The sequence below is a fragment of the Solibacillus sp. genome (genome assembly GCF_040273735.1).
In the GTDB taxonomy this organism is placed as follows: domain Bacteria; phylum Bacillota; class Bacilli; order Bacillales_A; family Planococcaceae; genus Solibacillus.
In genome coordinates this window covers 16231-38357 of sequence record NZ_JBELZM010000025.1, presented here as the reverse complement: position 1 = coordinate 38357, position 22127 = coordinate 16231, and the positions used below count along the sequence as shown (strand labels likewise).

Sequence of the window (22127 nt, the reverse complement as noted above, 5' to 3'; positions counted from 1 at the left end):
TCCAGTAGGTCCGGTTGCCCCGATTTCCCCAGTGGCCCCTGTTGGTCCAGTAGGTCCAGTGTCACCAGTAGCCCCGGCAGGCCCAATTTCGCCAGTCGCGCCAGTTGCCCCAGTAGGCCCGGTTTCGCCGGTAGCACCTGTTAGTCCAGTAGGTCCGATATTTCCAGTCGCTCCAGCCACGCCGGCAGGTCCGATATCGCCAGTTGCCCCAGTTGGTCCAGTAGGCCCAGTATCGCCAGTTGCACCTCTTGCTCCGGTAGCTCCAGTCGCGCCAGTATCACCACCCGCAGGTCCAGTCGCGCCGGTAGGCCCCGTGGGACCAATAGGGCCGACAGGACCAGTAGGTCCAGTTAAACATTCATTTTTTCCACAAAAAGGAGAACATTTATGATAAGCCCCACAACAATTTAAATAACCTTGATTGTACTTCCTTATGTCAAATTCCATAAAATGCCTCCTTTACATAGTGGATTTTTTTGAATTTTGTAATATAAGATAATATATTCGGAGAAAAATACAATATTAATGACAAAAAACTATAAAAACAGTAATTTACTTTAGTAAAGGGTATTTGGAAAATAATTTAGAAATTAGAAATTATTGAATCTCAGGTTCAAAGGAGTAGTTGTTTTTTAAAATTCCTTTAAAATAATTTTGGTTAAACAGTATTCTCCTATCATTTGGTTTGTAAATTCTTGCTTTTTCATTGTGGAAGTATGCTAGTTCATATTGCTGTAACCGATCATAAAGGACACATAATTGTAGATGGGGGAGCCATGTAGTAAAGGTGTTATTTTGAAATGGAGAATTAGGCGGGATTTTTACTGTTAAAGCTTGCTCATACCAATAGATTGCTGCTTTATCATTTGATTGTTGCATAAAGAAAAAGCCTAAACGACAGCACGCTTCAGGTCTGGGGATATCGTATTCAAAACTTCTCAAAACAGAAGCAATTTTATTACCATCATCTTTAATAGCTGCATAACAATCAGATAGTTTATAGCACGCTTGAATACAGTCCTCGACCCAACCTAAATTTGCAGTTAGAAAATGCTCATAATGGTAAATTGCTTCTTCATATAACTCGTGGTCTTTAAGTTCATTTGCATAATAATAAGTGTCACGTGGAGACAATTCCTTTCCATCGTGGATTAACTTCTTGTATATCTCAATGTTCCGATGTTTATCGTGAGAAAGGGGGAGGTGACTTACCCCGATGTCACTTTCAAAAATTGTTCCGTATACTTCTAAGTATTCATGTACCGCACCAATCCACTGAAAGCCTTTTTTACGTTTTACTAAGCGGTTTCTTCTTATTAAAGAAGCTATGTTCCCTTCGTCATCAAAACTTAAATAATAATTCATGGAGACGACATCAATTTCAGAGGGAAGCGTGTTTTTTAATGATTTAAAATTTTCATGTTCTTCAACGGTAAGAAGATCATCTGCATCCAACCAAAGAATATAATCTTTCGTTGCTTGTTGGAATGAAAAATTCCGTGCTGCGGCAAAGTCGTCAATCCATTTAAAATCAAATATTCGATTTGTGTATTGTTCTACAATTTTTTTTGTATTGTCTGTAGATCCTGTATCTACAATATTAATCTCGTCCACTAAATCCTTTATCGAATCTAAACAGCGGGCAATAACGGGTTCTTCATTTTTGACAATCATACATAAGCTAATTGAAATCATTTTCTATCCTCCAACAGTTGATTTTCTAATATATGTGAAAAGTATTTTTAAGGCATAACCTTTCTGTATAAACAATATTTTGTATTTTAATAATCGATAAATTATAATATTGAAAGGTTCCAAAATAAGGGGGAATTGGATGAGGAAGTTTACGGTTTTACTGACATTCGTACTGGTTTTACAACTCTTTTTACCATTAACAAATATAGTGCAGGCAGAAGATGAAAGTAAGTCGCTTTATTATTTAGCACTTGGTGATTCACTGGCAGCGGGAATGAATGAAAACGGTGAGATTGGTTTTGGTTATGCAGACTTACTTGCAAAAAGCTATCAAGAGCAGAAAAGTGAAGTAATATTCAATAAAGGATTTTCTTATCCAGGATTTACAACAGTCGATGTGTTAAAGGGGATTGAAGAAAACGTCACTAAACCTATTTACGATCTAAATGGCATCTCTCAAGAGACACTAACTATCCACGAAGCGATTCAACAGGCAGACCTAATTACATTGAGTGTTGGGGCGAATGATATTTTGAAAAATGTAAATCGCTCTGAATCTGGTGAATTTAGCTTTGATACTTCAGGTGTGATTAAGAGCATTCAAGATGTAGCGGTGAATTATAAAAAGATTTTTGACAGCATTTATAAAATTAACCCTGAAGTTGATATGATTGTTATGGGGCTTTACAATCCTTTTCCATATATTGAAGATCCGGCAATTCAAAAACAGCTAAACATGCTTGTAACGACGTTGAATAATTCAATGAAGAGTATTGTGGAAAATAATGGTGGCATATTTACTGAAGTAGCTGCACAGATCGCTACGGATGCTAATACTTATCTACCGAACCCTAAAAATATTCATTTAAGTGAAGCTGGTTATCAAGTCGTAGCGGATGCGATGATAAAGGATTATTTGAATGCATTGATTAAAGAATCAGAGGAAGATACTACGGAAGGCGAGATAGTTAAAGCACCATTTACTGATATTCAAAACCATTGGGGCAAAAAATATATTGATGTTGCCTATGCAAAAGGTATTATGAATGGGTATGAGGATGGTACATTCCAGCCGAATGCCAACATGACACGTGCTCAAGTGATATCTGTCATTTCACGGGCTTTTGGATTAACTGCAACAAACAATGCCCCTTTTAAAGATATTAGTCATTATGCACCGCAAACTCAAAATGGAATTGCCGCTGCATATGAAGCTGGCTTAATCAAAGAAAATAACGGGTATTTTAATCCGCAAGGTAAAATTACACGTTCACAGTTAGCCTTGATCCTAATGCGTCTTTCAACTGTGCAAGCTGGGCAGCAATATATAGCTGTAAAACAGGCGCCTTTCAATGATATTGCGAACTATGACCGTGAAGCGCAGTTAGCGATTACTTTTTTATATGATACGGGCGTAGTGGAGGGAACAAGTGCTACAACATTTTCACCTAAAGGCAATGTTACACGTGCTCAAGTGGCGAAAATTTTAGTGCTAGCAATAAATAGAAAATAAAAAACAAGCGTTAAATGGACGGGGATCCATTTAACGCTCGTTTTTTGCTGACGAGTAAACAAAAGCAAACTCGTCTATATCATTGCAAAAACGGGGATTTTTGCAAGGGGACACAATTTCATTTATAAGCTAAAGTGGGCTAACAATTATTCTTTCCACTTTAACCCTTCAAAAAAACGATAAATTTCTTCAAACACTAGTTCACGTTCTTTACCTAATGTTAATATATGTCCGGAATTAATGAAAGTTTTAACTGATTTAATTCGTGAATTTACTGAGCTATAAATTAAGTCCGCACTTTCACAATAATATTCATCATCTTCCAAACCACGTAAAATATGGACCGGTGTTTTGATAACATTTAGTTTTTCACTTGTTTCATTAATCATATTTTGTAGATAGTTTAATGAAGGCATTTTTACTAGTTCAGCAATTTTATTACGGCTATCAACTGTTTCGTCATAAGTGCCCGATAATTTTTTATAGTTAATAGCATAGTCAATAATTCGATTTTGTAAACTGTCTGTTGATTTTGCTGTTGCTGGAGCAGACATTGTAACAATCGCTTTTGTCGGACGTTCTTCACCAAGCTTTAAAGAGAAGATGCCGCCAAGAGAAACACCTGCTACTGCAATTTCATCATAGCCACGATTACGTAATTCATCATAGCCTTCTATAACACTGTCCCACCATTCAGCGGGTTGTGATTGAATTAATAAGTCAGGGCCACCGCCATGGCCTTTATATAATGGTGCATGTACTGTGTAGTTACGATCCGCTAAATATTTTCCTAAACGTTTTACATCATTTGTATTGCCCGTAAAGCCATGCAGTAATAATACGGCACGTTTTCCGGATTCAATTGTAAAAGGTTTCGGCGCGATGAGTTTCATTGTCAATTAGACTCCTTTTTTTATGTCAATTTTACAAAACTTCAAAAAAACACTTGAAATTTAAAAATAATTTTGATATGAAAACCTGTTGTTATCGACTATTATAAAGAGTATAAACATATAAGTACAATTTATTATTTTTATTATATTGATGCAAAAAAGTTATGAATGATGTGAGGTATGTAAAATGGAGATTGAACAGCTTCAATATTTCAAAACCGTTGCTACAATGCAACATATGACTCGTGCGGCAGAGGTCTTAGCAATTTCCCAACCGGCGTTAAGTAAATCGATTGCGAACATCGAACAGCATTTGGGAGTACCGCTTTTTAACCGTGAAGGAAGATCTATCTATCTCAACCGCTTTGGCGAACTTTTCTTAAAAAGTGTCAATGTCATTTTGGATGAATACGATCGTATTAAAGAAGAATTTGAAGATATTATCAAACCTGGTTCTGGAGAAGTGTCATTTGGCTTTATTCATACACTCGGTATGGAAATTGTGCCTGAACTGATCGCAACAACAAGTGAGGCATTTCCGAACATGCAGTTTTCTTTAACACAGGCGACTTCGTTAAGCTTATTAAAGCGGCTTGAAGAAGGGGCTATCGATTTGTGCCTATCGCAAAAAATAGAATCAAGAGTAATTGAAATAGAGACAGAAGAATTATTTGTGGAAGAGCTGTTTGTTATTGTCCCGACAACACATCCATTAGCGCAGCAAGATGCTGTTAAATTTGAAGAAGTAAAGAATGAACCATTTATTGCGATTAAAAAAGGGAATTCGCTCCGTCAGTTAGTGGATGAGCTATTTTTAGAGCGGGGGATTGTATTAAACACAACATTTGCTGCCGAAGAAATGCATACAGTAGCAGGATTTGTCGGTGCGGGAATGGGTATATCCGTAATACCGAATATTAAAGGACTTGATCATTATAAAGTAAAACGTTTGAAGTTAGACCCGCCTTGCTATCGCTCCGTCTGTGTTTCATGGGCGAAAAATCGTTATTTGCCTCCAGCAGTATCCGAGTTTAAACAATATTTACTGGATTATTTTCAGCAAAGAGAAGAGTGAATAGTATGGAGCACAATCAATTTAGAACATGGCTTAAACAACATGAAATCGAACATGAGGAAAAGTGGCTAGAGCAGTATGACTCAGCATTTAAAGGGGACGAGCAGGCAATCGTTAATATCGCCTTGTTATATAAAGATTATGGACAATATGACGAAATGTACGACTTGCTATATGAGGCAAAAGAACGGCAAAACAGTGAAGCTATGTATGAACTGGGAAACTGTTATTTTGAGGGGCTCGGTGAAAAAGGTAGCGAACAACAGGCGTTCTTACTCTATAAAAGTGCTGCACAATTAGGTCACCGTGATGCAATGAATAATTTAGCAGATATGTATTTGAACGGTGAAGGCGCAGAAGTTGACGAACAACAAGCGCTCAGCTGGTTTAAGAAAGCAGCGCAATTAGGTGTTGCTGAGGCGATGTTTACACTCGGAATGATGTATGAACAAGGATTGGGAACCGAATGTGATGAATCACAGGCCTTTGACTATTATACTCGCAGTGCAGAACAGCAAGATGTAGAGGCAATGTATCGCATTGGTATGATCTATTTTTCAGGAGAACTGGGGCAACGGCAAGATAATGAAAAAGCTCTGGAATGGTTTTTAAAAGCGAGTGAACAGTTTCATGCCGATGCAACATTTAATATCGGCTATTGCTATGAATATGGCTATGGAGTAACCCAAAATAACGAAAAAGCAATCCATTACTATAAAAAGGCAAGTTTGCTTGGGGATCTAGAAGCGACAAAAAAAGTTGTAAGCTACTATGAGATGACGGATGCAGCTGAAGCATCCAAGTGGCGGGAAAAGCTAATAGTTCTAAATAACGATATATATGAATAATAATGTGGTAGATACAATAAAAGTTTTAATTTCCTATTTCCCTGTCATAATTTAGACCCATTCATGGAGAAAAATAGGTTTAATTTTAGTGAGAAATAGGAAATATATTATAAGGGGAAAGCATTAAGAAGGGGGAATTTTCATGTTTATGTTTGCAGTCCATCAATTCTCTTCTGAACACAATGAGGATAGTATTCAAAAACTACAACAAATGCTATTAGAACAGCGAGAGAATCTGACGACGCTATGTACAATCGTTGAATATCTAAAAAGTTATGTCCAAACAGGACTAGATCATAAAGATGTTGTCAAATACAAGCAAAAAATTCAAATGATGACGGATAAACAAAACAAACGTTACAATCAAATTGATGAGCTTATCAATACTAATATTCTGGAATTGAAGAAGGGTAAAACAGCAGATAATACCGCACTCATATATGGTAAAGAAGTTCGGAAAATTGAGTCTGGTGTTCGTACTTTAAAACTGTTTGCGAGCGATGCAGTGAATATGTTAGATCTAAACAAGCATTTAGAAAATCGCAGTAGTGAACGTATTCGCTATTTTGATAAACGCTCTACGTCTTTGGAAGCAGAAATTATTTCCCTAACAAAGCAACTATCTTATAAATAAAATGAAGAGGCCATCCTACCATAGTTTTTTGATAGGATGGCTTTTCTTATACGGTTCTAAAAAATGTAATACCCGGCTTACCATAATTCACATAAAAAAGCTTATACTGATAAAAGAGAAGCAACGAAATAGGAGAGAATGGATATGAAAACAGTAGTAGTGGTAGGTGGCGGGATTACCGGGCTATGTACGATGCATTATCTAAAAAATAAAATGCATGAGCAAAACGTGGAAGCGCGGTTAATACTGATTGAAAAGAACGCATATTTAGGCGGGAAAATTCATTCCGAAAAGGATAAAGGTTTTATTATGGAAACAGGGGCTGACTCCATTGTAGCTCGCCATCCAGGGGTTTTGGAGCTAGTTAAAGAGCTTGATTTTGAATCAGAGCTTGTCTATAACGAAACAGGAATTTCATACATTCATACGAATAATGAGCTCCATGCAATCCCGGCAGGATCGACATTCGGTATTCCGATGAGTGTAGAATCGCTCATGTCGAGTACGTTAATTTCTGAAGAAGGAAAGAAGCGAGCACTTCAGGATTTAGAAATCCCGAATACTAAATTTACAAAAGAAAGCTCTATCGGCATGTTTTTAGAATATTTTTTAGGGGAAGAAATTGTCCGCAAGCAAATTGCACCTGTATTAGCGGGTGTTTATTCAGGTGATTTATATCAATTAAGCCTGGCATCCACTCTGCCGTATTTAGTGGATTATAAAAACAACTACGGATCGATTATTAAAGGATTCGAAGCACATCGTGAGCAATTCGAAAAAGCTGCGAACAAGAAGTTTATTTCTTTCCGTCCAGGTTTATCGGCATTGATCGATCGTTTAGAGGAACAGCTGCCGGAAGTTGAATTCATGAAAAAGACGGTAACAAAGCAAATCCGTAAAAAAGAAGAGCAATATGAAGTCGTGCTGGAAGATGAGACAATTTTAGCGGATGTTGTAGTACTTGCCGTTCCGAATGAAACGGTACGTCATGTCATACAGGATGATTCATTGGAGGAACAGCTGAAAAAGTTCACGACGGCATCTGCTATAACGATGTATGTTGGCTTTGATGTACCGGACGATATTTTACCTGCAGATGGTACAGGCTTTATCGTTTCGCATAATAGTGATTTAGTTTGCAATGCGTCGACATGGACGAGCCGTAAATGGAAACATACGTCGGCAGAAGGCAATTTACTCGTTCGCCTGTTTTATAAAAATATTAATCCGCGTTATGAAGAGTTGGCTGCTATGTCTGATGAAGAGCTGACGAAAGTTGCATTGGAAGATATACGTCTTAGCTTAGGTGTTAAAGCAGAACCTACAGTAGTCAATGTAACAAAGTGGGTTGATCAAATGCCCCGCTATGATCTGGCACATAATGAGGCATTATCCAATGTTATACAGCAAATGGCAACTGATTACCCGAATGTTCTATTAGCGGGATGTGCCTATTTCGGAGTAGGAATCGGTGCCTGTATTTTAAACGGCAAAAAAACGGCTGAACAGATTATTAGTCGAATTATGTAAAGAAATACTTCATTCCGCTAAAGGGTATTGACGTAAGTATTAGATAACGTTATGATTCATTTAATTATTTTAAAAATTCATATTATTTTCTTATCAAGAGAAGTTGAGGGACTGGCCCGATGAAACTTCAGCAACCAACATTAAGTCAGGTGCTAAATCCAGTGGCAAATGCCAGAAGATGAGAAGGGATTAAGTCGATAACTACTATGCCTTCTTTTATTTAATGAAAGAAGGCTTTTTTGTATCGTTAATATACTGAAAATACTGTAAATGATGGAGTGAAGGCAATGGGTTTACTTGAAGAATTACAAACACGCGTTTTAACAGCAGACGGGGCAATCGGAACACTTCTTTATTCATATGGGTTGGATTATTGTCATGAAGAGATGAATATTGCACGTCCTGATATTATAGAGAAAATTCATGGTGAATATATTGCAGCGGGTGCAGATATTATTCAAACAAATACATACGGAGCAAACCGGATTAAGCTTGCACGTTATGGCTATGAACATCGTGTCATGGAATTTAATGAAGCTGCATTAAAAATCGCAAAGCGTGCTGCCTCCCTTGATGGGCAATATGTTCTGGCGACGATTGGTGGTATTCGCGGAATCCGAAAAAGTGATGCGACATTAGACGAAATCTTAGCCGCATTCCAAGAGCAGGCAGAAGTATTACTAGCTGGTGAACCGGATGGATTCTTGCTGGAAACGTATTACGATTTTGAAGAATTATCACATTGTGTCCATCTATTACGTTCAATGACCGATTTACCGATAATTGCCCAAGTCACAATGCAGGAACCAGGTGTCCTTCAAAATTTAATGTCTTTAAATGAAGCATTTCATGATTTGGAAAGATTAGGTGCAGATATTGTTGGGAGCAACTGCCGATTAGGTCCTTTCCATACAATTCAGGCGTTTGAAGGGGTCAATTTACCGAATAAGGCGTTTTTATCGGCTTATCCAAATGCATCGTTATTAGATATTGAAGATGGCCGTGTTGTCTATGAGTCGGAAACCGATTATTTTGCGCGTGCAGCAGTTGAACTGGTAAACCAGGGAGTCCGTTTAATTGGCGGTTGCTGCGGAACAACACCGAAGCATATTGCAGCTGTAAAAAAACGTTTGGCGAATATGCAGCCAATTGAAACGAAAGAAGCAAAACCTGGGCAAACACAATTTGTCCGTATTCCGGAGCCACGTAAGCAAGAACCGCTCCACGAAAAAGCAAAACGTGAACGCTCCGTTATTGTTGAACTTGATACACCGCGTCATCTGGAAATTGACGGATTTGTCGAAGGGGCAAAACAACTGGCAAAAGCGGGAGCCGATGTCATTATGATGGCTGATAACTCACTTGCTTCGCCTCGTATCAGTAATATCGCGATGGCCGCTATTTTAAAAGAGCATGGAATTCGTTCGTTGCCGCATTTAACGTGCCGTGACCGCAATTTAATTGGGCTTCAGTCACATTTAATGGGACTTGATGCGCTGGAACTTCATGATATTCTTGTCATCACAGGGGACCCGACAAAAGTGGGGGATTTCCCGGGGGCGACGAGCGTATATGACGTTTCGTCTATGGAGCTTATTTCCTTAATAAAGCAGTTAAATAAAGGCGGTTCTTTTACTGGGAAATCACTGCGCAAACAGGCGAATTTCTCGGTAGCCGCTGCCTTTAATCCGAATGTCCGCGTATTGGACCGTGCAGTTGCCCGTTTAGAGAAGAAAATCGAGCATGGTGCAGATTACTTTATTTCGCAGCCGGTTTATACGAAAGAAAAGATTATCGAAATTTATGAGGCGACGAAGCATTTGGAAACACCGATCTATATCGGGATTATGCCACTTACATCTTCACGCAGCGCGGAATTTTTACATCATGAAGTACCGGGCATTAAATTATCCGATGAAGTACTTGCGCGCATGGCTGCTTGCGGGGATGACAAGGAAGCATCGACAGCAGAAGGAATCGCCATTGCCAAAGAGCTGCTCGATACAGCATGCAAATACTTTAACGGTATTTATATAATTACACCGTTTTTACGCTATGATATGACGCTGGAATTAATGGACTATGTAAAACAATATGATGTGGAAAGTAAAGGAGTTCAGTCGAATGTATAATCACCCAATTCATGAGCAATTACAAAAAAGAATACTTATCATCGATGGTGCCATGGGGACGATGCTTCAGGCAGAAAACCTAACATATGAAGATTTTGGCGGAGAAGACTTAGACGGTTGTAATGAAAACCTGGTACTTACAAGACCTGATGTATTGGGCAAAATCCACCGTGAATATTTAGCTGCTGGCGCTGATATTATTTGTACAAATACATTTGGCGGAACACCACTTGTTCTAGATGAATATGACTTAGGCGACAAGGCGGTTGAAATTAATAAGCGGGCGGTTGAAATTGCACTGGAAGCGGCAAAAGAGTTTTCGACACCGGAATGGCCGCGCTTTGTTGCAGGTGCGATCGGACCTACGACAAAAACATTGTCGGTAACAGGCGGCATTACATTTGAAGAGTTGGAAGAAAACTTTTATATACAGGCAAAAGCGCTAATCGAAGCTGGGGCGGATCTGATCTTAATGGAAACTTCTCAGGATATGCTTAATGTTAAAGCAGGAACGATTGCGATTCACCGTGCATTCGAAGAGCTTGGCAAAGAGCTCCCTGTCATGATTTCAGGGACAATAGAGCCAATGGGAACAACGCTTGCCGGGCAATCAATCGAAGCATTTTATATTTCTATTGAGCACATCAAACCGTTGTCTGTCGGACTGAACTGTGCGACAGGCCCGGAATTTATGACCGATCATATCCGTTCATTGGCGGAGCTTTCGAATGGCTATATTAGCTGTTATCCGAATGCAGGTTTACCGGACGAGGAAGGCTGCTACCATGAAACGCCGGATTCATTATCGAAAAAACTGCAAGGCTTCGCAGAAAAAGGCTGGCTTAACATTGTCGGCGGCTGCTGTGGTACAACGCCAGCACATATCGCGGCGATCCGTGAAGCTGTAGATGGCTATAAACCGCGTGAGCCGAAAGATGTAACACACGGCCATGTCGTATCAGGTATCGAGCCTTTGCAATACGACGAATCTATGCGCCCGTTATTTATCGGGGAACGTACGAATGTAATCGGCTCACGTAAATTCAAAAACCTGATTGTTGACGGCAAATTTGAAGAAGCAGCGGAAATTGCGCGTGCACAAGTAAAAAACGGGGCACATGTCATCGATATTTGTTTAGCAAACCCTGACCGCGATGAAGTAGAAGATATGAAAAACTTCATGCAGGAAGTTGTAAAAAAAGTTAAAGTACCGCTTGTAATTGACTCTACAGATGAAAAAGTAATGGAAGTCGCACTGAAGTTTTCGCAAGGGAAGGCCATTATTAACTCGATTAACTTGGAAGATGGAGAAGAGCGTTTCGATGCTGTTATGCCACTTGTGAAAAAATATGGGGCTTCACTTGTTGTCGGTACGATTGATGAAGCTGGAATGGCTATTACACGTGAGCAAAAGCTTGAAGTAGCGAAGCGTTCTTATCAGCTCTTAACAGAAAAATGGGGCATGTCAGCAGAAGACATTATCTTTGACCCGTTAATGTTCCCGGTAGGTACAGGTGATGAACAATATATCGGTGCCGCTGAAGAAACGATCGAAGGAATTCGCCTCATTAAAGAACATTTACCTGGCTGCTTAACAGTACTCGGTGTAAGTAATGTTTCGTTCGGTTTACCGCCAGTTGGACGTGAAGTATTAAATGCAGTGTACTTATATCATTGTACACAAGCAGGCCTGGACTATGCGATTGTAAATACTGAAAAACTGGAGCGCTATGCATTGATTCCTGAAGAAGAAATCAAGCTGGCGAACGATTTAATCTTCAATACAAATGATGAAACACTCGCTGTATTTACCGACTTTTACCGTGATAAAAAGAAAGATGCAGTCGTAAAAGAATTACCGGCGACAGTGGAAGAACGTCTTGCGTACTACATATTGGAAGGTACGAAGGAAGGGTTAATTGAAGATTTAAATGCAGCACTCGAAAAGTTCGATACACCGCTTGATATTATTAATGGACCGTTAATGGCAGGGATGGCGGAAGTCGGCAAACTGTTTAACGAAAACCAGTTGATTGTAGCGGAAGTGCTACAAAGTGCCGGTGTCATGAAAGCAGCGGTCGCTCATCTAGAGCAGTTTATGGAGAAGGGCGATACGAGTGCCAATAAAGGGACAATGGTTTTAGCGACAGTAAAAGGCGATGTTCATGATATCGGGAAAAACCTGGTCGACATTATTTTAAGCAATAACGGCTATCGTGTTGTAGATTTAGGAATTAAAGTAACACCTGCCCAGCTGATTGAAACAATTCGAAGAGAAAAACCCGACTTTATCGGATTGTCAGGTTTACTTGTAAAATCGGCTCAGCAAATGGTCATTACGGCACAAGACTTTAAAGAAGCCGGTATTGATATTCCGATATTAGTAGGAGGCGCGGCATTGTCACGTCGCTTTACTGAAACGAAAATTGCCGATCAGTATGATGGACCGGTAATCTATTCAAAAGATGCAATGCAAGGTTTGGAACAGGCGAATCGCTTAATGAATACAAACGAGCGTGAAGTATTAATTGAAGAATTACGTGATGCACGAGTAAAACGATTGGAATCGGATGCGAAGCGTGCAGCACGTCCGGCAGTGGCAGTACTCGAAAAGCCGGTTCGAACGGTGGGAGATGCTGCTGTTTGGAAGCCAAAAGATTTAGTGCCGCATATTAAGCCGGATTATTCGGTAGCTCATTTACATCCGTATGTGAATATGCGTACATTGATCGGGCATCATTTAGGTCTAAAAGGTAACTTGGAGCAATTGCTTGAAGATCAGGATGACCGCGCAGTTTTATTAAATGATTTGGTGAATGGTTATTTAACAAGCGGCGGATTGAGTGCTTCAGGAATGTATCAATTCTTCCCAGCACAATCCGATGGCGATGATGTAGTCGTGTACAGTCCGGAAGATGCAAAGACGGAAATCAAACGCTTTACATTCCCGCGCCAGCAAGTAGCACCATTTTTATGTTTATCGGATTATTTAAAGCCGGTTGATAGTGGAGAAATGGACTATATTGCGTTAATGGTCGTAACGGCAGGTAAAGGGGTAAGTGAGAAAGCAAATGAACTGAAACAAGCAGGTAAGTTCTTGGAGAGCCATGCATTACAAGCAACTGCACTTGAACTTGCGGAAGGATTTGCGGAGCGTATTCACCAGGAAATTCGTGACCAATGGGGCTTCCCGGATGCAACGGACTTTACAATGCGTGACCGATTTGCAGCGAAATACCAAGGGCAACGATTCAGCTTTGGCTATCCGGCGTGTCCGAATCTGGAAGACCAGGAGAAACTGTTCTCTTTATTGAAACCCGAAAAAATTGGTGTACATTTAACGGAAGGCTTTATGATGGAACCGGAAGCAAGTGTATCGGCAATTGTGTTTGCTCACCCGGATGCACGCTATTTTAATGTATAATTGATTCAAAAATACCGCTTTACCTTTTTTGAGGTAAGGCGGTTTTGCGACCTTTAGGAGGAAAACTGATGATTCGACGCGCAACAAAAGAAGATATACCGACAATTTTGGAAATATTTAATGATAATATCCGAAACTCCACAGCGATCTACATGTACAAGGAACAAACATTAGAAGATCGTTTGCGATGGTTTGAACAGAAGCAGGCTTCAGGTTACCCGCTATTCGTATTTGATGAAGATGGAGACATAGCAGGGTATGCAACATACGGAAGTTTCCGCGATTATCCAGCAAACCGATATACAGTAGAACATTCGGTATACGTGCATAAAAAACATTATAAAAAAGGGATTGCAAGTAAACTGATGCACGCAATAATAGAAGAAGCAAATACAAAAGGTATAAAGACGATGGTTGGTTGTATTGATAAAGAAAATATCGCCAGCATTAAGATTCATGAGAAGTTCGGATTTCTATATAGCGGAACAGTCCGCAATGCGGGTTATAAATTCGGGAAGTGGCTGGATTTAGTGTTTTACCAATTAGATTTGGATGGTCCGAAAATTCCAAAGGAAAATTAAAGAGAATACTAGTTGATACCAGGTCATATGACATCTGTCATAAAAAATATGTGATGTTTGAGCGTTTTATCATGTTCTCTCTTTTTATATGATGATATTAACAATTTTTGTGGAAAGAGGGATCGACACATGGTAAGCACACATGCAGATAAAACAAAGCAACTGAGAAAAGATGTTGCACCGTTCGCAAAATCAGAAACGCGACTTAGTATTCAACAAATATTAAATACGCTTGTACCGCTTGTATTAATTTGGGGGGCGGGTTATGTATTGCTCCAGTTCTCTCCGTGGTATACGGCGTTATGTAGTATCCTGGCTTCAGGATTTGTTATTCGTGCATTTATTATTTTCCATGACTGTACACACGGTTCATTCTTTAAAAGCAAAAAGGCGAATGCCATTATCGGAAATATTACAGGTATTGTGACATCGTTCCCATATGAGAAGTGGAAGCGTGAGCATACGATTCACCACGCGACAAGTTCAAATTTGGATAAGCGCGGGATTGGCGATATCGATATGCTTACTGTTGATGAATACTTGGAAAAGTCTAAATTAGGCCGTTTAGGTTATCGTCTATACCGTAACCCGATTGTCATGTTTGGTTTAGGGCCACTATTTATGGTACTTATACTGAATCGTTTCAATCGTAAAGATGCAAAGCGTAAAGAGCGCTTAAACACTTATTTCAATAACATCGCATTATTGATTATTTGTACAACCCTCATTTTAATATTTGGTTGGTCTACTTTCTTATTAGTGCATGGTTTAACATTGTTTGTTGCAGGTTCATTAGGAATCTGGCTGTTCTATATTCAGCACACTTACGAAGATTCGTACTTTGAAGTCGATTCGGAGTGGGATTATGTAAAAGCTGCGGTAGAAGGAAGCTCATACTACAAATTACCGAAAGTACTTCAGTGGATTACTGGTAATATCGGATTCCACCACGTGCACCATTTATCACCACGTGTTCCGAACTATAAGCTGGAAGATGCACATGAGTCGATCAAGCCTCTTCAACAGGCAACAACGATTACATTAAAGACAAGCTTTGAATCGATTCGCTACAAATTATATGATGCCGACAACTATCGCTTTATTACATTTAAAGAAGCGGCAGAACTTGAGGCAACGCGTAACCGAACTGTTGCGAACTAACTTTATACAAAAATTAAGGTACCTCAATTTATAGCTTGAGGTACCTGTTTTATTATAGAATATAGGTAAAAAGAGAATCGAGGCAATTATGCAAACATGGTATAGTATCATCCCAAAAAGTCCGATGTTGAGTATTTATATATGGATAATCTTTTGTATTATGCCATTTTTCTTCATTATACAATCGTTCGCATTATGGCAGATTATTTTAGGGATCACTTTAATTTTAAGTTATTTCTTATGTCATTATTTTTCATTCAGTGCTAGACCTGGGCTGAAATATATGTGGATCAGTTTTCAAATGTTGCTGAATATCGCAATGACACTTGTCTTTGGCTACGTATATTTGGCATTGTTTACCGCATTTTTCATCGGCAATATTAAACAGCCGGTTGGATTTTATATTATGTATGGCTTACATATAGGCTTCACTGTACTTTCGATTGTCGGGGGTTATTTCATCTTCCTTGACTTATTTTTATCGCAAACACCATTCATTATTATTAATATGCTCGGTGTTGTGCTGTTGCCGTTTACGCTGTTTTCAAGAACGAGACGGGAAAACTTGGAAGGCGAGCTGGAAACGGCGCGGGAACGTATTTCTGAATTGACGGTGTTTGAAGAACGCCAGCGTATTGCACGTGATTTACACGATACACTTGGTCAAAAACTTTCCATGATTGGTTTAAAAAGTGATTTGGCAGCACGACTTGTTGAAAAAAACCCGGAACAAGCCATTTTAGAAATAAAGGATATTCGTCAAACCGCGAGCGTCGCGTTAAAGGAAGTACGTGAGCTTGTAGCTGATATGCGCGCTGTGAGGGTGGAAGAAGAGCTTTATCGTGTAGAACAAATATTAAAAGCTGCACAGATTAAACTGCGGTTAAATGGAGATAAAAGTGAAATCAAAATGCCTATTTTGGCTGAAAATGTTATTAGTATGTGCCTGAAAGAAGCAGTTACAAATATCGTCAAACATAGTAAAGCAACGATTTGCCGTATTAGCTTTTATCAAAGTGATGATGAATTCAAAATGACGATTCAAGATAATGGAGTTGGCTTTGAACGCTCCGATACATTACTTGGTGGAAGTGGTTTAAAAGGGATGCAGGAGCGTATTGGTTTTATCAATGGTTCACTTGAAATAGAGAGCGATGAAGGGACGACGGTCGTGCTGAAAATACCGTTGGCGATCACGCATCAAAAGGGAGAGAACATAAAATGATTCGAATTGTAATTGCTGAAGATCAAGGTATGCTGCTTGGGGCGATGAAATCATTGCTCAGCATGGAAGAGGATATGGAAGTAGTCGGCCTTGCCAAAAACGGAGAAGAAGCAATTGAAATGGTAACAGAATTGAATCCGGACATTTGTATTATGGATATAGAAATGCCGATCAGAACGGGGTTGGATGCTGCCGAAGAGTTAAGAGGCAGCGAATGTAAAATTATTATTTTAACGACGTTTGCGCGGCCAGGTTATTTTGAACGTGCAAGAAAAGCGGGAGTTCGCGGGTATTTGTTGAAGGACAGCCCGATTGAGGAGCTTGTCAATTCCATACGGATCATTATGGATGGGCGTCGCATTTACGCGCCGGAGCTAGTGGATTTTGTGTATGAAGACGATAGTGAAAATCCGCTCACGGAACGGGAAAGCCAAGTGCTGGAACTTGTTGCGGAAGGGAAAACGACAAAGGAAATTGCCGCAGAGCTCTATCTATCGGCAGGTACGGTACGTAACTACATTTCTGTCATACTAGATAAGCTGGGTGTCGGCAACCGAATTGAAGCAATAGCACGCTTCAAAGAAAAGGGCTGGAATAAAAAGAAGATGTGATCGAAAAAGACCTGGAATTAATTAAGTACTAAATAAACCCCCTCATTTTGTTCACAGACAAAATGAGGGGGTTTCTAATTGAGGTAAACCTTTATTTCTTTTTCGTTAATCGCCCTAGAAGGTATGCACCTGCTGCTACTGCCAGTAAAGTGTTTGTCTTTTTATTGAACACTTGTTTAGTGACTAGACTGATGTTTTGTGGACGTTCTGCTAAGCGGCGCATGAAATAGCCATACCAGTCTTTGCCGTATGGTACATATACACATACTTGATAGCCTTCGCGTGCAAGTTCCAGCTGCAAGTCTTTACGGAAGCCATAAAGCATTTGGAACTCAAATTTTTCTTTCGGAATATCATATTGCTCAACGTAATACTTTACATGCTTAATAATATTGTGGTCATGTGTGGCAATCGATGTAAAGTGTCCGTGCGCCAAATGGTATTCAATCAGCTCGATAAAGTTAATATCAATATCAAGTTTATCCTGGTAAGCTACTTCTTCCGATTCTTTATAGGCACCCTTTACAACCCGCAGACGGAAATCCTTAAAGTTTTCAATATCGTCCTTTGCGCGGTGGAAGTATGCTTGAATGACTGTTCCTACATTATCGAATGATTTTGCAAGTTCTTCCAGCATATCGAATGACGGCTGAAGTCGCTTATAATCTTCCATATCAAAATTGACGAAAATTCCGTATTCATGGGCACGTTCCACAATTTCATATAAATTGTCGTAGCAGAAGTCGATGTCAATATCCAAACCTAGCTGTGAAGGCTTTAAGGAAATGTGTGCATCCAATTCTTCAACCTGAATGGCTTCAATCATAGCTAAAATTTCTTCTTTCGCTTGCGTTGCTTCTGATTCATCAGTAACGTATTCGCCTAAATTATCAACAGTGCAAGAAATCCCTTGCTCATTTAATTTACGAATACTTTCGATTACTTCTTCGATAGTTGTTCCTGCAACAACGCTTTGTGCACCCAACTTTAAACCGTATTGCTGCGCTGCATTGTTAAGAGTTTGGTTTTCTGATAATGAAATGAAAAAATCACGTAATGCCATAAAAACATCTCCTTAAAATTCGTCATTTTCTAAAATTATACCATAGCGCTATTTTCGTAGATTACGAACAATCGCCTTAATTCACACCCATTTTAATTTTCTGCATGCGATTATTAAATAATGTAGGATACACTAAAAAGCCTAAAATAGTAGATGAGAGCGTTGCGCATGTCAAAAGGGCGAATATAATCAGTATTTGAAACTGTACGGCTTCAATTGGACTGGAACCGCCGATAATTTGTCCGCTCATGATGCCGGGCAGTTGTACAAGACCGATTGTTTTTTGCGATTCGATTGTAGGAATCATACTTGCTTTAATCGCATTCATCAGTTGCTGATGAATGGCCTGTTTTGGTGTACCGCCAAGTGACAAAATAAGCTCTATTAAGTGCTCATTTGCCTCGACTTCCGATTTAAAGCGATTTAAAAATAGGATGGATAATACCATTGAATTGCCTATCATCATACCGCTGATCGGAATGATGTAATTTGGTGTAGCCGGCATGATTTGCAGGCCGAGCAAAACCCCCATAACGACAGCTTCGACCGTCATAAAGGTAATGATTAATTTCCAAGTGATACCTCGAATGTTTTCCCCTTTTTTACGCGCATTTAACGTAGCAGCTAAAATAATTAGCGAAATCATCAAAACCATATAGAGCATACTTTCCGATTCGAATATAAAATGAAGCAAATACCCAACGGCAAGCAGCTGTATTACAGAACGCACAGTTGCGATGATTGTGTCACGCTCGAGGCCGAGTTTCAATGTTTTCGATAAAATAAAAGGAATCAGCACAAATATTAATGTCAGCGATAGCGAAGTATAGCTCACACATCATCCCCCCTTACCAAAAATTGTTGGACTACAGGGTTTGTAGAGGTAAAGAACTTTTCTGTTTCCGATGCCTCGATCAGCTCCCCATTTTTTAAGAGCCAAGTAAAGTGCCCAAGTTTTTTGGCTTGTTCGATATTATGGGTAATCCAAATAATGGTCGTTCCAAACCTTCTGTTAAGCTCAACAATCAATTGCTCAATTTCCCGAACTGATTTGGGATCAAGTGCCGATGTAATTTCATCAAGAAGCAAAATGTCCGATTTGTTGACTAATGTTCGTGCAATGGACAGTTTTTGTTTTTGTCCCCCGGATAGATCATTGGCCTCACGCATAAGGAAATCTTCATCTAATCCGACATCGTTTAAATATTGGCAAGCTTCTTCTTTGGAGAGTTCCTGATGTTGCAGCTTTCTTGGTAATGCTAAATTTTCATTTACAGTTGATTTTAAAATTGGAGCAGATTGAAGTGCAATACCGACCATTCTTCTTAAAGCAGTTGGTTCATATGAATGCATTGGTTGTCCGTTAATAAAAATCGTACCGGATGTTGCAGAAATGAGCCCATTGCAAAGTTTGAGCAGTGTTGTCTTTCCGGCACCGGAAGGACCGATTAAAGTTGTAATTTTCCCTTTAAAAAAACTGGAGGTTAAAGGATGGATAATTGTTGATTGATTCACTTCAAACGCCACATTGTTAAAGTGAATAGCTTGTTCTATCATATGTTGCTCCTTCACTATCAATTTCTATATATTAGGATAATCCTATTGAGTAAAGAAAGCAAAATAACAAGGAGCTGTCTGAAAAATTCTTCAGAACAGCTCCTTGTTCAGTTCATAATGTATTGAAAGAATGGTTCGAAAATGTGTGGGGGAAGGGGCACACATTTCGCTTTTAGCTCTTTGTAGAGCTTAAAGAATTCGGGAACCCGGTTTTAGTTTTAGACCCGCTGTCTTGTACGTTAGAAGGAGCAGGAACTTTTCCTAAGTTCGTTAGACGTTGAGCAAAACTGTCATTTGATTTTGTAAGACCTCTAAAAGTTTCCTGCATTTCATAAGCGTATGCGCCATGTTCTGCAATATCCAAACCTTGGACTTCTTCTTCATGTGTAACACGTAGAGGGATAAATGCTTTAATAATATATGTTGCAATGGCAACAGTACTTGCAGTCCAAGCAATTACTGCGACAACACCTAATGCCTGCACGCCTAGTAATTCAGCACCACCGCCGTAAAATAGACCGCCACCAGCAGTATCGAATAATCCAACTGCTAACGTTCCCCAAATACCAGCTACACCGTGTACAGCAACAGCACCAACAGGATCATCCACTTTTAGTTTATGTTCAATAAAGCGGACCGCCTCTACTAATACAACGCCACCAACAGCACCCGCAATAATAGACCCGACAATGCTTAAGTTAGCAGCACCGGCAGTAATGCTAACTAAACCAGCTAAAGCACCGTTTAGTGTTAAAGAACCATCGATAAAGCCATAACGAAGACGTGTATAAAATGCAGTAGCAATTACACCAGCAGATGCAGATAAGAAAGTATTTGCAATAACGCCAGGAACTAATGCAGGATCGGCAGCCAATGTTGATGCACCATTAAAGCCATACCAACCTAGCCAAAGGATGAAAACACCTAATGCGCCAAGTGGGATGGAATGACCAGGAATAACGTTTACAACACCTTTAGCATATTTACCGACACGAGGACCAACGATTGCTGCGACAACTAGAGCTCCAACAGCACCAGTTAAATGTACAACAGTTGAGCCGGCAAAATCGACGAAGCCTAAAGAAGTTAACCAGCCATCACCTTGCCATACCCAATGGCCGACAACCGGATAAATAATAGCTGTCATAATAATGACCAATGCGATGTAGGCCATAATATTTGTACGTTCAGCAACAGCACCTGAAATGATCGTTGCACATGTTGCAGCAAACATTGCCTGGAATACGAAAAATGCAATGTCATCTACACCGCTTAATGCAAAACCGGAAGAGCCGATCAATCCGCCTGAACTTTCACCGAACATAATGGCGTATCCGACTGCGAAGTAGACAAGACCCCCGATTGAAATTGTTAAAATGTTTTTCATTAAAATATTGACGGCATTTTTAGAGCGTGTAAACCCTGCTTCTACCATCGCGAACCCCGCATGCATGAAGAATACGAAAAACGCCCCAAGCATTACCCAAACTAAGTTAATCGATAATTCCAATGCTTCATTCGTCATTAAAAACTCCTCCTTTTAGGAATATTTTTAGTCAATTGCAATAGAGCCAAGCTCTTTTGTGCGTATACGAATCGCCTGCTCTACAGGGTAAATAAAGATCTTACCGTCACCAACTTCACCTGTAGAAGCTTCACGCAATAATACATCAATGATCGGTTGAACTTTTGCGTTGTCAACAACCATTTCGAGCTTGAGCTTTTGCGAAAATTCCATTGAGAAAGAGTTTCCGCGAAACAATCCGATCTTACCTTCTTGTCGCCCAGCTCCGGCAATCTCGGAAATACTTAATCCATCAATTCCTTCAAGAGCTAACCCCTCTCGAACTTGTGCAAACACCTCAGGTCGAATTATCGCTTCAATTTTTTTCATGCTCAACAACTCCTTGTGTTATGTTAACTAACATGATAAATTGAATTTTCGGATAAATCAATAACTAATGTTAGGAAAATTAACATGTATTTTCGATTGGTTTAATCTAATTGTTAGATAATGTAAAATAGGGAGGGTGAGCAGGTCTTATTGAACAGGTGAAATTCAGGAAGTATACGTCCTGACAAAAATTTCGAAACGTTTTTTATTTAGTCAATTAGGGAAAACTATATTATCAACAGAGCAAAATTAACTGCCATGTAAAAGTATGTAACATGGAAGAAAGAATCT

At 39.5% G+C, this 22127-nt stretch carries 18 protein-coding genes, 1 pseudogene and 1 riboswitch; of the genes and pseudogenes, 11 read left to right on the top strand and 8 right to left on the bottom strand.

The features are described from left to right. Together ABS917_RS17730 and ABS917_RS17725 are read right to left on the bottom strand one after the other, a co-directional pair. A pseudogene (locus tag ABS917_RS17730) lies at positions 1-447 on the bottom strand (BclA C-terminal domain-containing protein); the annotation flags it as partial. A 150-nt stretch (positions 448-597) separates the two neighbouring features. After that, on the bottom strand, positions 598-1695 hold the full coding sequence (locus ABS917_RS17725) for a glycosyltransferase (protein ID WP_350480231.1): 1098 nt from the start codon (positions 1693-1695) through the stop codon (positions 598-600). 139 nt (positions 1696-1834) lie between these two features. Here ABS917_RS17725 and ABS917_RS17720 point away from each other — a divergent pair, with 139 nt between their 5' ends. After that, complete coding sequence (locus ABS917_RS17720) at positions 1835-3208, top strand: S-layer homology domain-containing protein (RefSeq protein WP_350480230.1); 1374 nt, start codon at positions 1835-1837, stop codon at positions 3206-3208. Between the two features lie 146 nt (positions 3209-3354). Here ABS917_RS17720 and ABS917_RS17715 read toward each other — a convergent pair whose 3' ends face one another. Then, the gene (locus ABS917_RS17715; RefSeq protein WP_079523184.1) at positions 3355-4101 is read right to left on the bottom strand and encodes an alpha/beta hydrolase; all 747 of its coding nucleotides are present in this window, start codon (positions 4099-4101) and stop codon (positions 3355-3357) included. A 187-nt stretch (positions 4102-4288) separates the two neighbouring features. On the opposite strand from ABS917_RS17715, the gene ABS917_RS17710 reads away from it, so the two are divergent. From ABS917_RS17710 to ABS917_RS17665, 10 genes are all read left to right on the top strand, one after another. Beyond that, entirely contained in the window at positions 4289-5176 is an 888-nt protein-coding gene (locus tag ABS917_RS17710) for a LysR family transcriptional regulator (RefSeq protein WP_350480229.1), read from the top strand. A 5-nt stretch (positions 5177-5181) separates the two neighbouring features. Next, on the top strand, positions 5182-6024 hold the full coding sequence (locus ABS917_RS17705; protein WP_350480228.1) for a tetratricopeptide repeat protein: 843 nt from the start codon (positions 5182-5184) through the stop codon (positions 6022-6024). A gap of 142 nt (positions 6025-6166) precedes the next feature. After that, entirely contained in the window at positions 6167-6658 is a 492-nt protein-coding gene (locus ABS917_RS17700; protein ID WP_350480227.1) for a chemotaxis protein, read from the top strand. A gap of 144 nt (positions 6659-6802) precedes the next feature. Beyond that, complete coding sequence (hemG, locus tag ABS917_RS17695) at positions 6803-8188, top strand: protoporphyrinogen oxidase (protein ID WP_350480226.1); 1386 nt, start codon at positions 6803-6805, stop codon at positions 8186-8188. Between the two features lie 87 nt (positions 8189-8275). After that, positions 8276-8373: riboswitch (SAM riboswitch) on the top strand. Between the two features lie 102 nt (positions 8374-8475). Next, a complete protein-coding gene (locus ABS917_RS17690; protein ID WP_350480225.1) occupies positions 8476-10320 on the top strand; it encodes a bifunctional homocysteine S-methyltransferase/methylenetetrahydrofolate reductase in 1845 nt (614 codons plus the stop codon). Continuing rightward, a complete protein-coding gene (metH, locus tag ABS917_RS17685) occupies positions 10313-13744 on the top strand; it encodes a methionine synthase (RefSeq protein WP_350480224.1) in 3432 nt (1143 codons plus the stop codon). The genes ABS917_RS17690 and metH overlap by 8 nt, the downstream gene beginning before the upstream one ends. Positions 13745-13812: 68 nt before the next feature. Further along, a complete protein-coding gene (locus ABS917_RS17680) occupies positions 13813-14325 on the top strand; it encodes a GNAT family N-acetyltransferase (RefSeq protein WP_350480223.1) in 513 nt (170 codons plus the stop codon). A 129-nt stretch (positions 14326-14454) separates the two neighbouring features. Then, the gene (gene desA / locus ABS917_RS17675; RefSeq protein WP_350480222.1) at positions 14455-15486 is read left to right on the top strand and encodes a Delta(5) desaturase DesA; all 1032 of its coding nucleotides are present in this window, start codon (positions 14455-14457) and stop codon (positions 15484-15486) included. An 88-nt stretch (positions 15487-15574) separates the two neighbouring features. After that, complete coding sequence (locus ABS917_RS17670; protein WP_014822557.1) at positions 15575-16711, top strand: sensor histidine kinase; 1137 nt, start codon at positions 15575-15577, stop codon at positions 16709-16711. Beyond that, complete coding sequence (locus ABS917_RS17665) at positions 16708-17322, top strand: response regulator transcription factor (protein ID WP_014822558.1); 615 nt, start codon at positions 16708-16710, stop codon at positions 17320-17322. The genes ABS917_RS17670 and ABS917_RS17665 overlap by 4 nt, the downstream gene beginning before the upstream one ends. A 91-nt stretch (positions 17323-17413) precedes the next feature. On the opposite strand, the gene ABS917_RS17660 is transcribed toward ABS917_RS17665, so the two are convergent. The 5 genes from ABS917_RS17660 to ABS917_RS17640 all read right to left on the bottom strand — a co-directional run bounded on the left by ABS917_RS17660 (position 17414) and on the right by ABS917_RS17640 (position 21836). Continuing rightward, on the bottom strand, positions 17414-18385 hold the full coding sequence (locus ABS917_RS17660; RefSeq protein ID WP_350480221.1) for a proline dehydrogenase family protein: 972 nt from the start codon (positions 18383-18385) through the stop codon (positions 17414-17416). Positions 18386-18461: 76 nt separating this feature from the next. Next, positions 18462-19220, bottom strand: coding sequence for an ABC transporter permease (locus tag ABS917_RS17655; protein WP_350480220.1), 759 nt, complete (start codon positions 19218-19220; stop codon positions 18462-18464). After that, positions 19217-19942, bottom strand: coding sequence for an ABC transporter ATP-binding protein (locus tag ABS917_RS17650; RefSeq protein WP_350480219.1), 726 nt, complete (start codon positions 19940-19942; stop codon positions 19217-19219). The genes ABS917_RS17655 and ABS917_RS17650 overlap by 4 nt, the downstream gene beginning before the upstream one ends. 172 nt (positions 19943-20114) lie before the next feature. After that, positions 20115-21467, bottom strand: a complete 1353-nt coding sequence (locus ABS917_RS17645) for an ammonium transporter (protein ID WP_350480218.1) — start codon at positions 21465-21467, stop codon at positions 20115-20117. A gap of 27 nt (positions 21468-21494) precedes the next feature. Next, positions 21495-21836, bottom strand: coding sequence for a P-II family nitrogen regulator (locus ABS917_RS17640; protein ID WP_079523171.1), 342 nt, complete (start codon positions 21834-21836; stop codon positions 21495-21497). Positions 21837-22127 lie beyond the last annotated feature (291 nt).

Bases quoted from the DNA above. Each gene is read 5' to 3' on its own strand.
- ABS917_RS17725 (WP_350480231.1), bottom strand. From the start codon at position 1,695: ATGATTTCAATTAGCTTATGTATGATTGTCAAAAATGAAGAACCCGTT.
- ABS917_RS17720 (WP_350480230.1), top strand. From the start codon at position 1,835: ATGAGGAAGTTTACGGTTTTACTGACATTCGTACTGGTTTTACAACTC.
- ABS917_RS17715 (WP_079523184.1), bottom strand. From the start codon at position 4,101: ATGAAACTCATCGCGCCGAAACCTTTTACAATTGAATCCGGAAAACGT.
- ABS917_RS17710 (WP_350480229.1), top strand. From the start codon at position 4,289: ATGGAGATTGAACAGCTTCAATATTTCAAAACCGTTGCTACAATGCAA.
- ABS917_RS17705 (WP_350480228.1), top strand. From the start codon at position 5,182: ATGGAGCACAATCAATTTAGAACATGGCTTAAACAACATGAAATCGAA.
- ABS917_RS17700 (WP_350480227.1), top strand. From the start codon at position 6,167: ATGTTTATGTTTGCAGTCCATCAATTCTCTTCTGAACACAATGAGGAT.
- hemG (WP_350480226.1), top strand. From the start codon at position 6,803: ATGAAAACAGTAGTAGTGGTAGGTGGCGGGATTACCGGGCTATGTACG.
- ABS917_RS17690 (WP_350480225.1), top strand. From the start codon at position 8,476: ATGGGTTTACTTGAAGAATTACAAACACGCGTTTTAACAGCAGACGGG.
- metH (WP_350480224.1), top strand. From the start codon at position 10,313: ATGTATAATCACCCAATTCATGAGCAATTACAAAAAAGAATACTTATC.
- ABS917_RS17680 (WP_350480223.1), top strand. From the start codon at position 13,813: ATGATTCGACGCGCAACAAAAGAAGATATACCGACAATTTTGGAAATA.
- desA (WP_350480222.1), top strand. From the start codon at position 14,455: ATGGTAAGCACACATGCAGATAAAACAAAGCAACTGAGAAAAGATGTT.
- ABS917_RS17670 (WP_014822557.1), top strand. From the start codon at position 15,575: ATGCAAACATGGTATAGTATCATCCCAAAAAGTCCGATGTTGAGTATT.
- ABS917_RS17665 (WP_014822558.1), top strand. From the start codon at position 16,708: ATGATTCGAATTGTAATTGCTGAAGATCAAGGTATGCTGCTTGGGGCG.
- ABS917_RS17660 (WP_350480221.1), bottom strand. From the start codon at position 18,385: ATGGCATTACGTGATTTTTTCATTTCATTATCAGAAAACCAAACTCTT.
- ABS917_RS17650 (WP_350480219.1), bottom strand. From the start codon at position 19,942: ATGATAGAACAAGCTATTCACTTTAACAATGTGGCGTTTGAAGTGAAT.
- ABS917_RS17645 (WP_350480218.1), bottom strand. From the start codon at position 21,467: ATGACGAATGAAGCATTGGAATTATCGATTAACTTAGTTTGGGTAATG.
- ABS917_RS17640 (WP_079523171.1), bottom strand. From the start codon at position 21,836: ATGAAAAAAATTGAAGCGATAATTCGACCTGAGGTGTTTGCACAAGTT.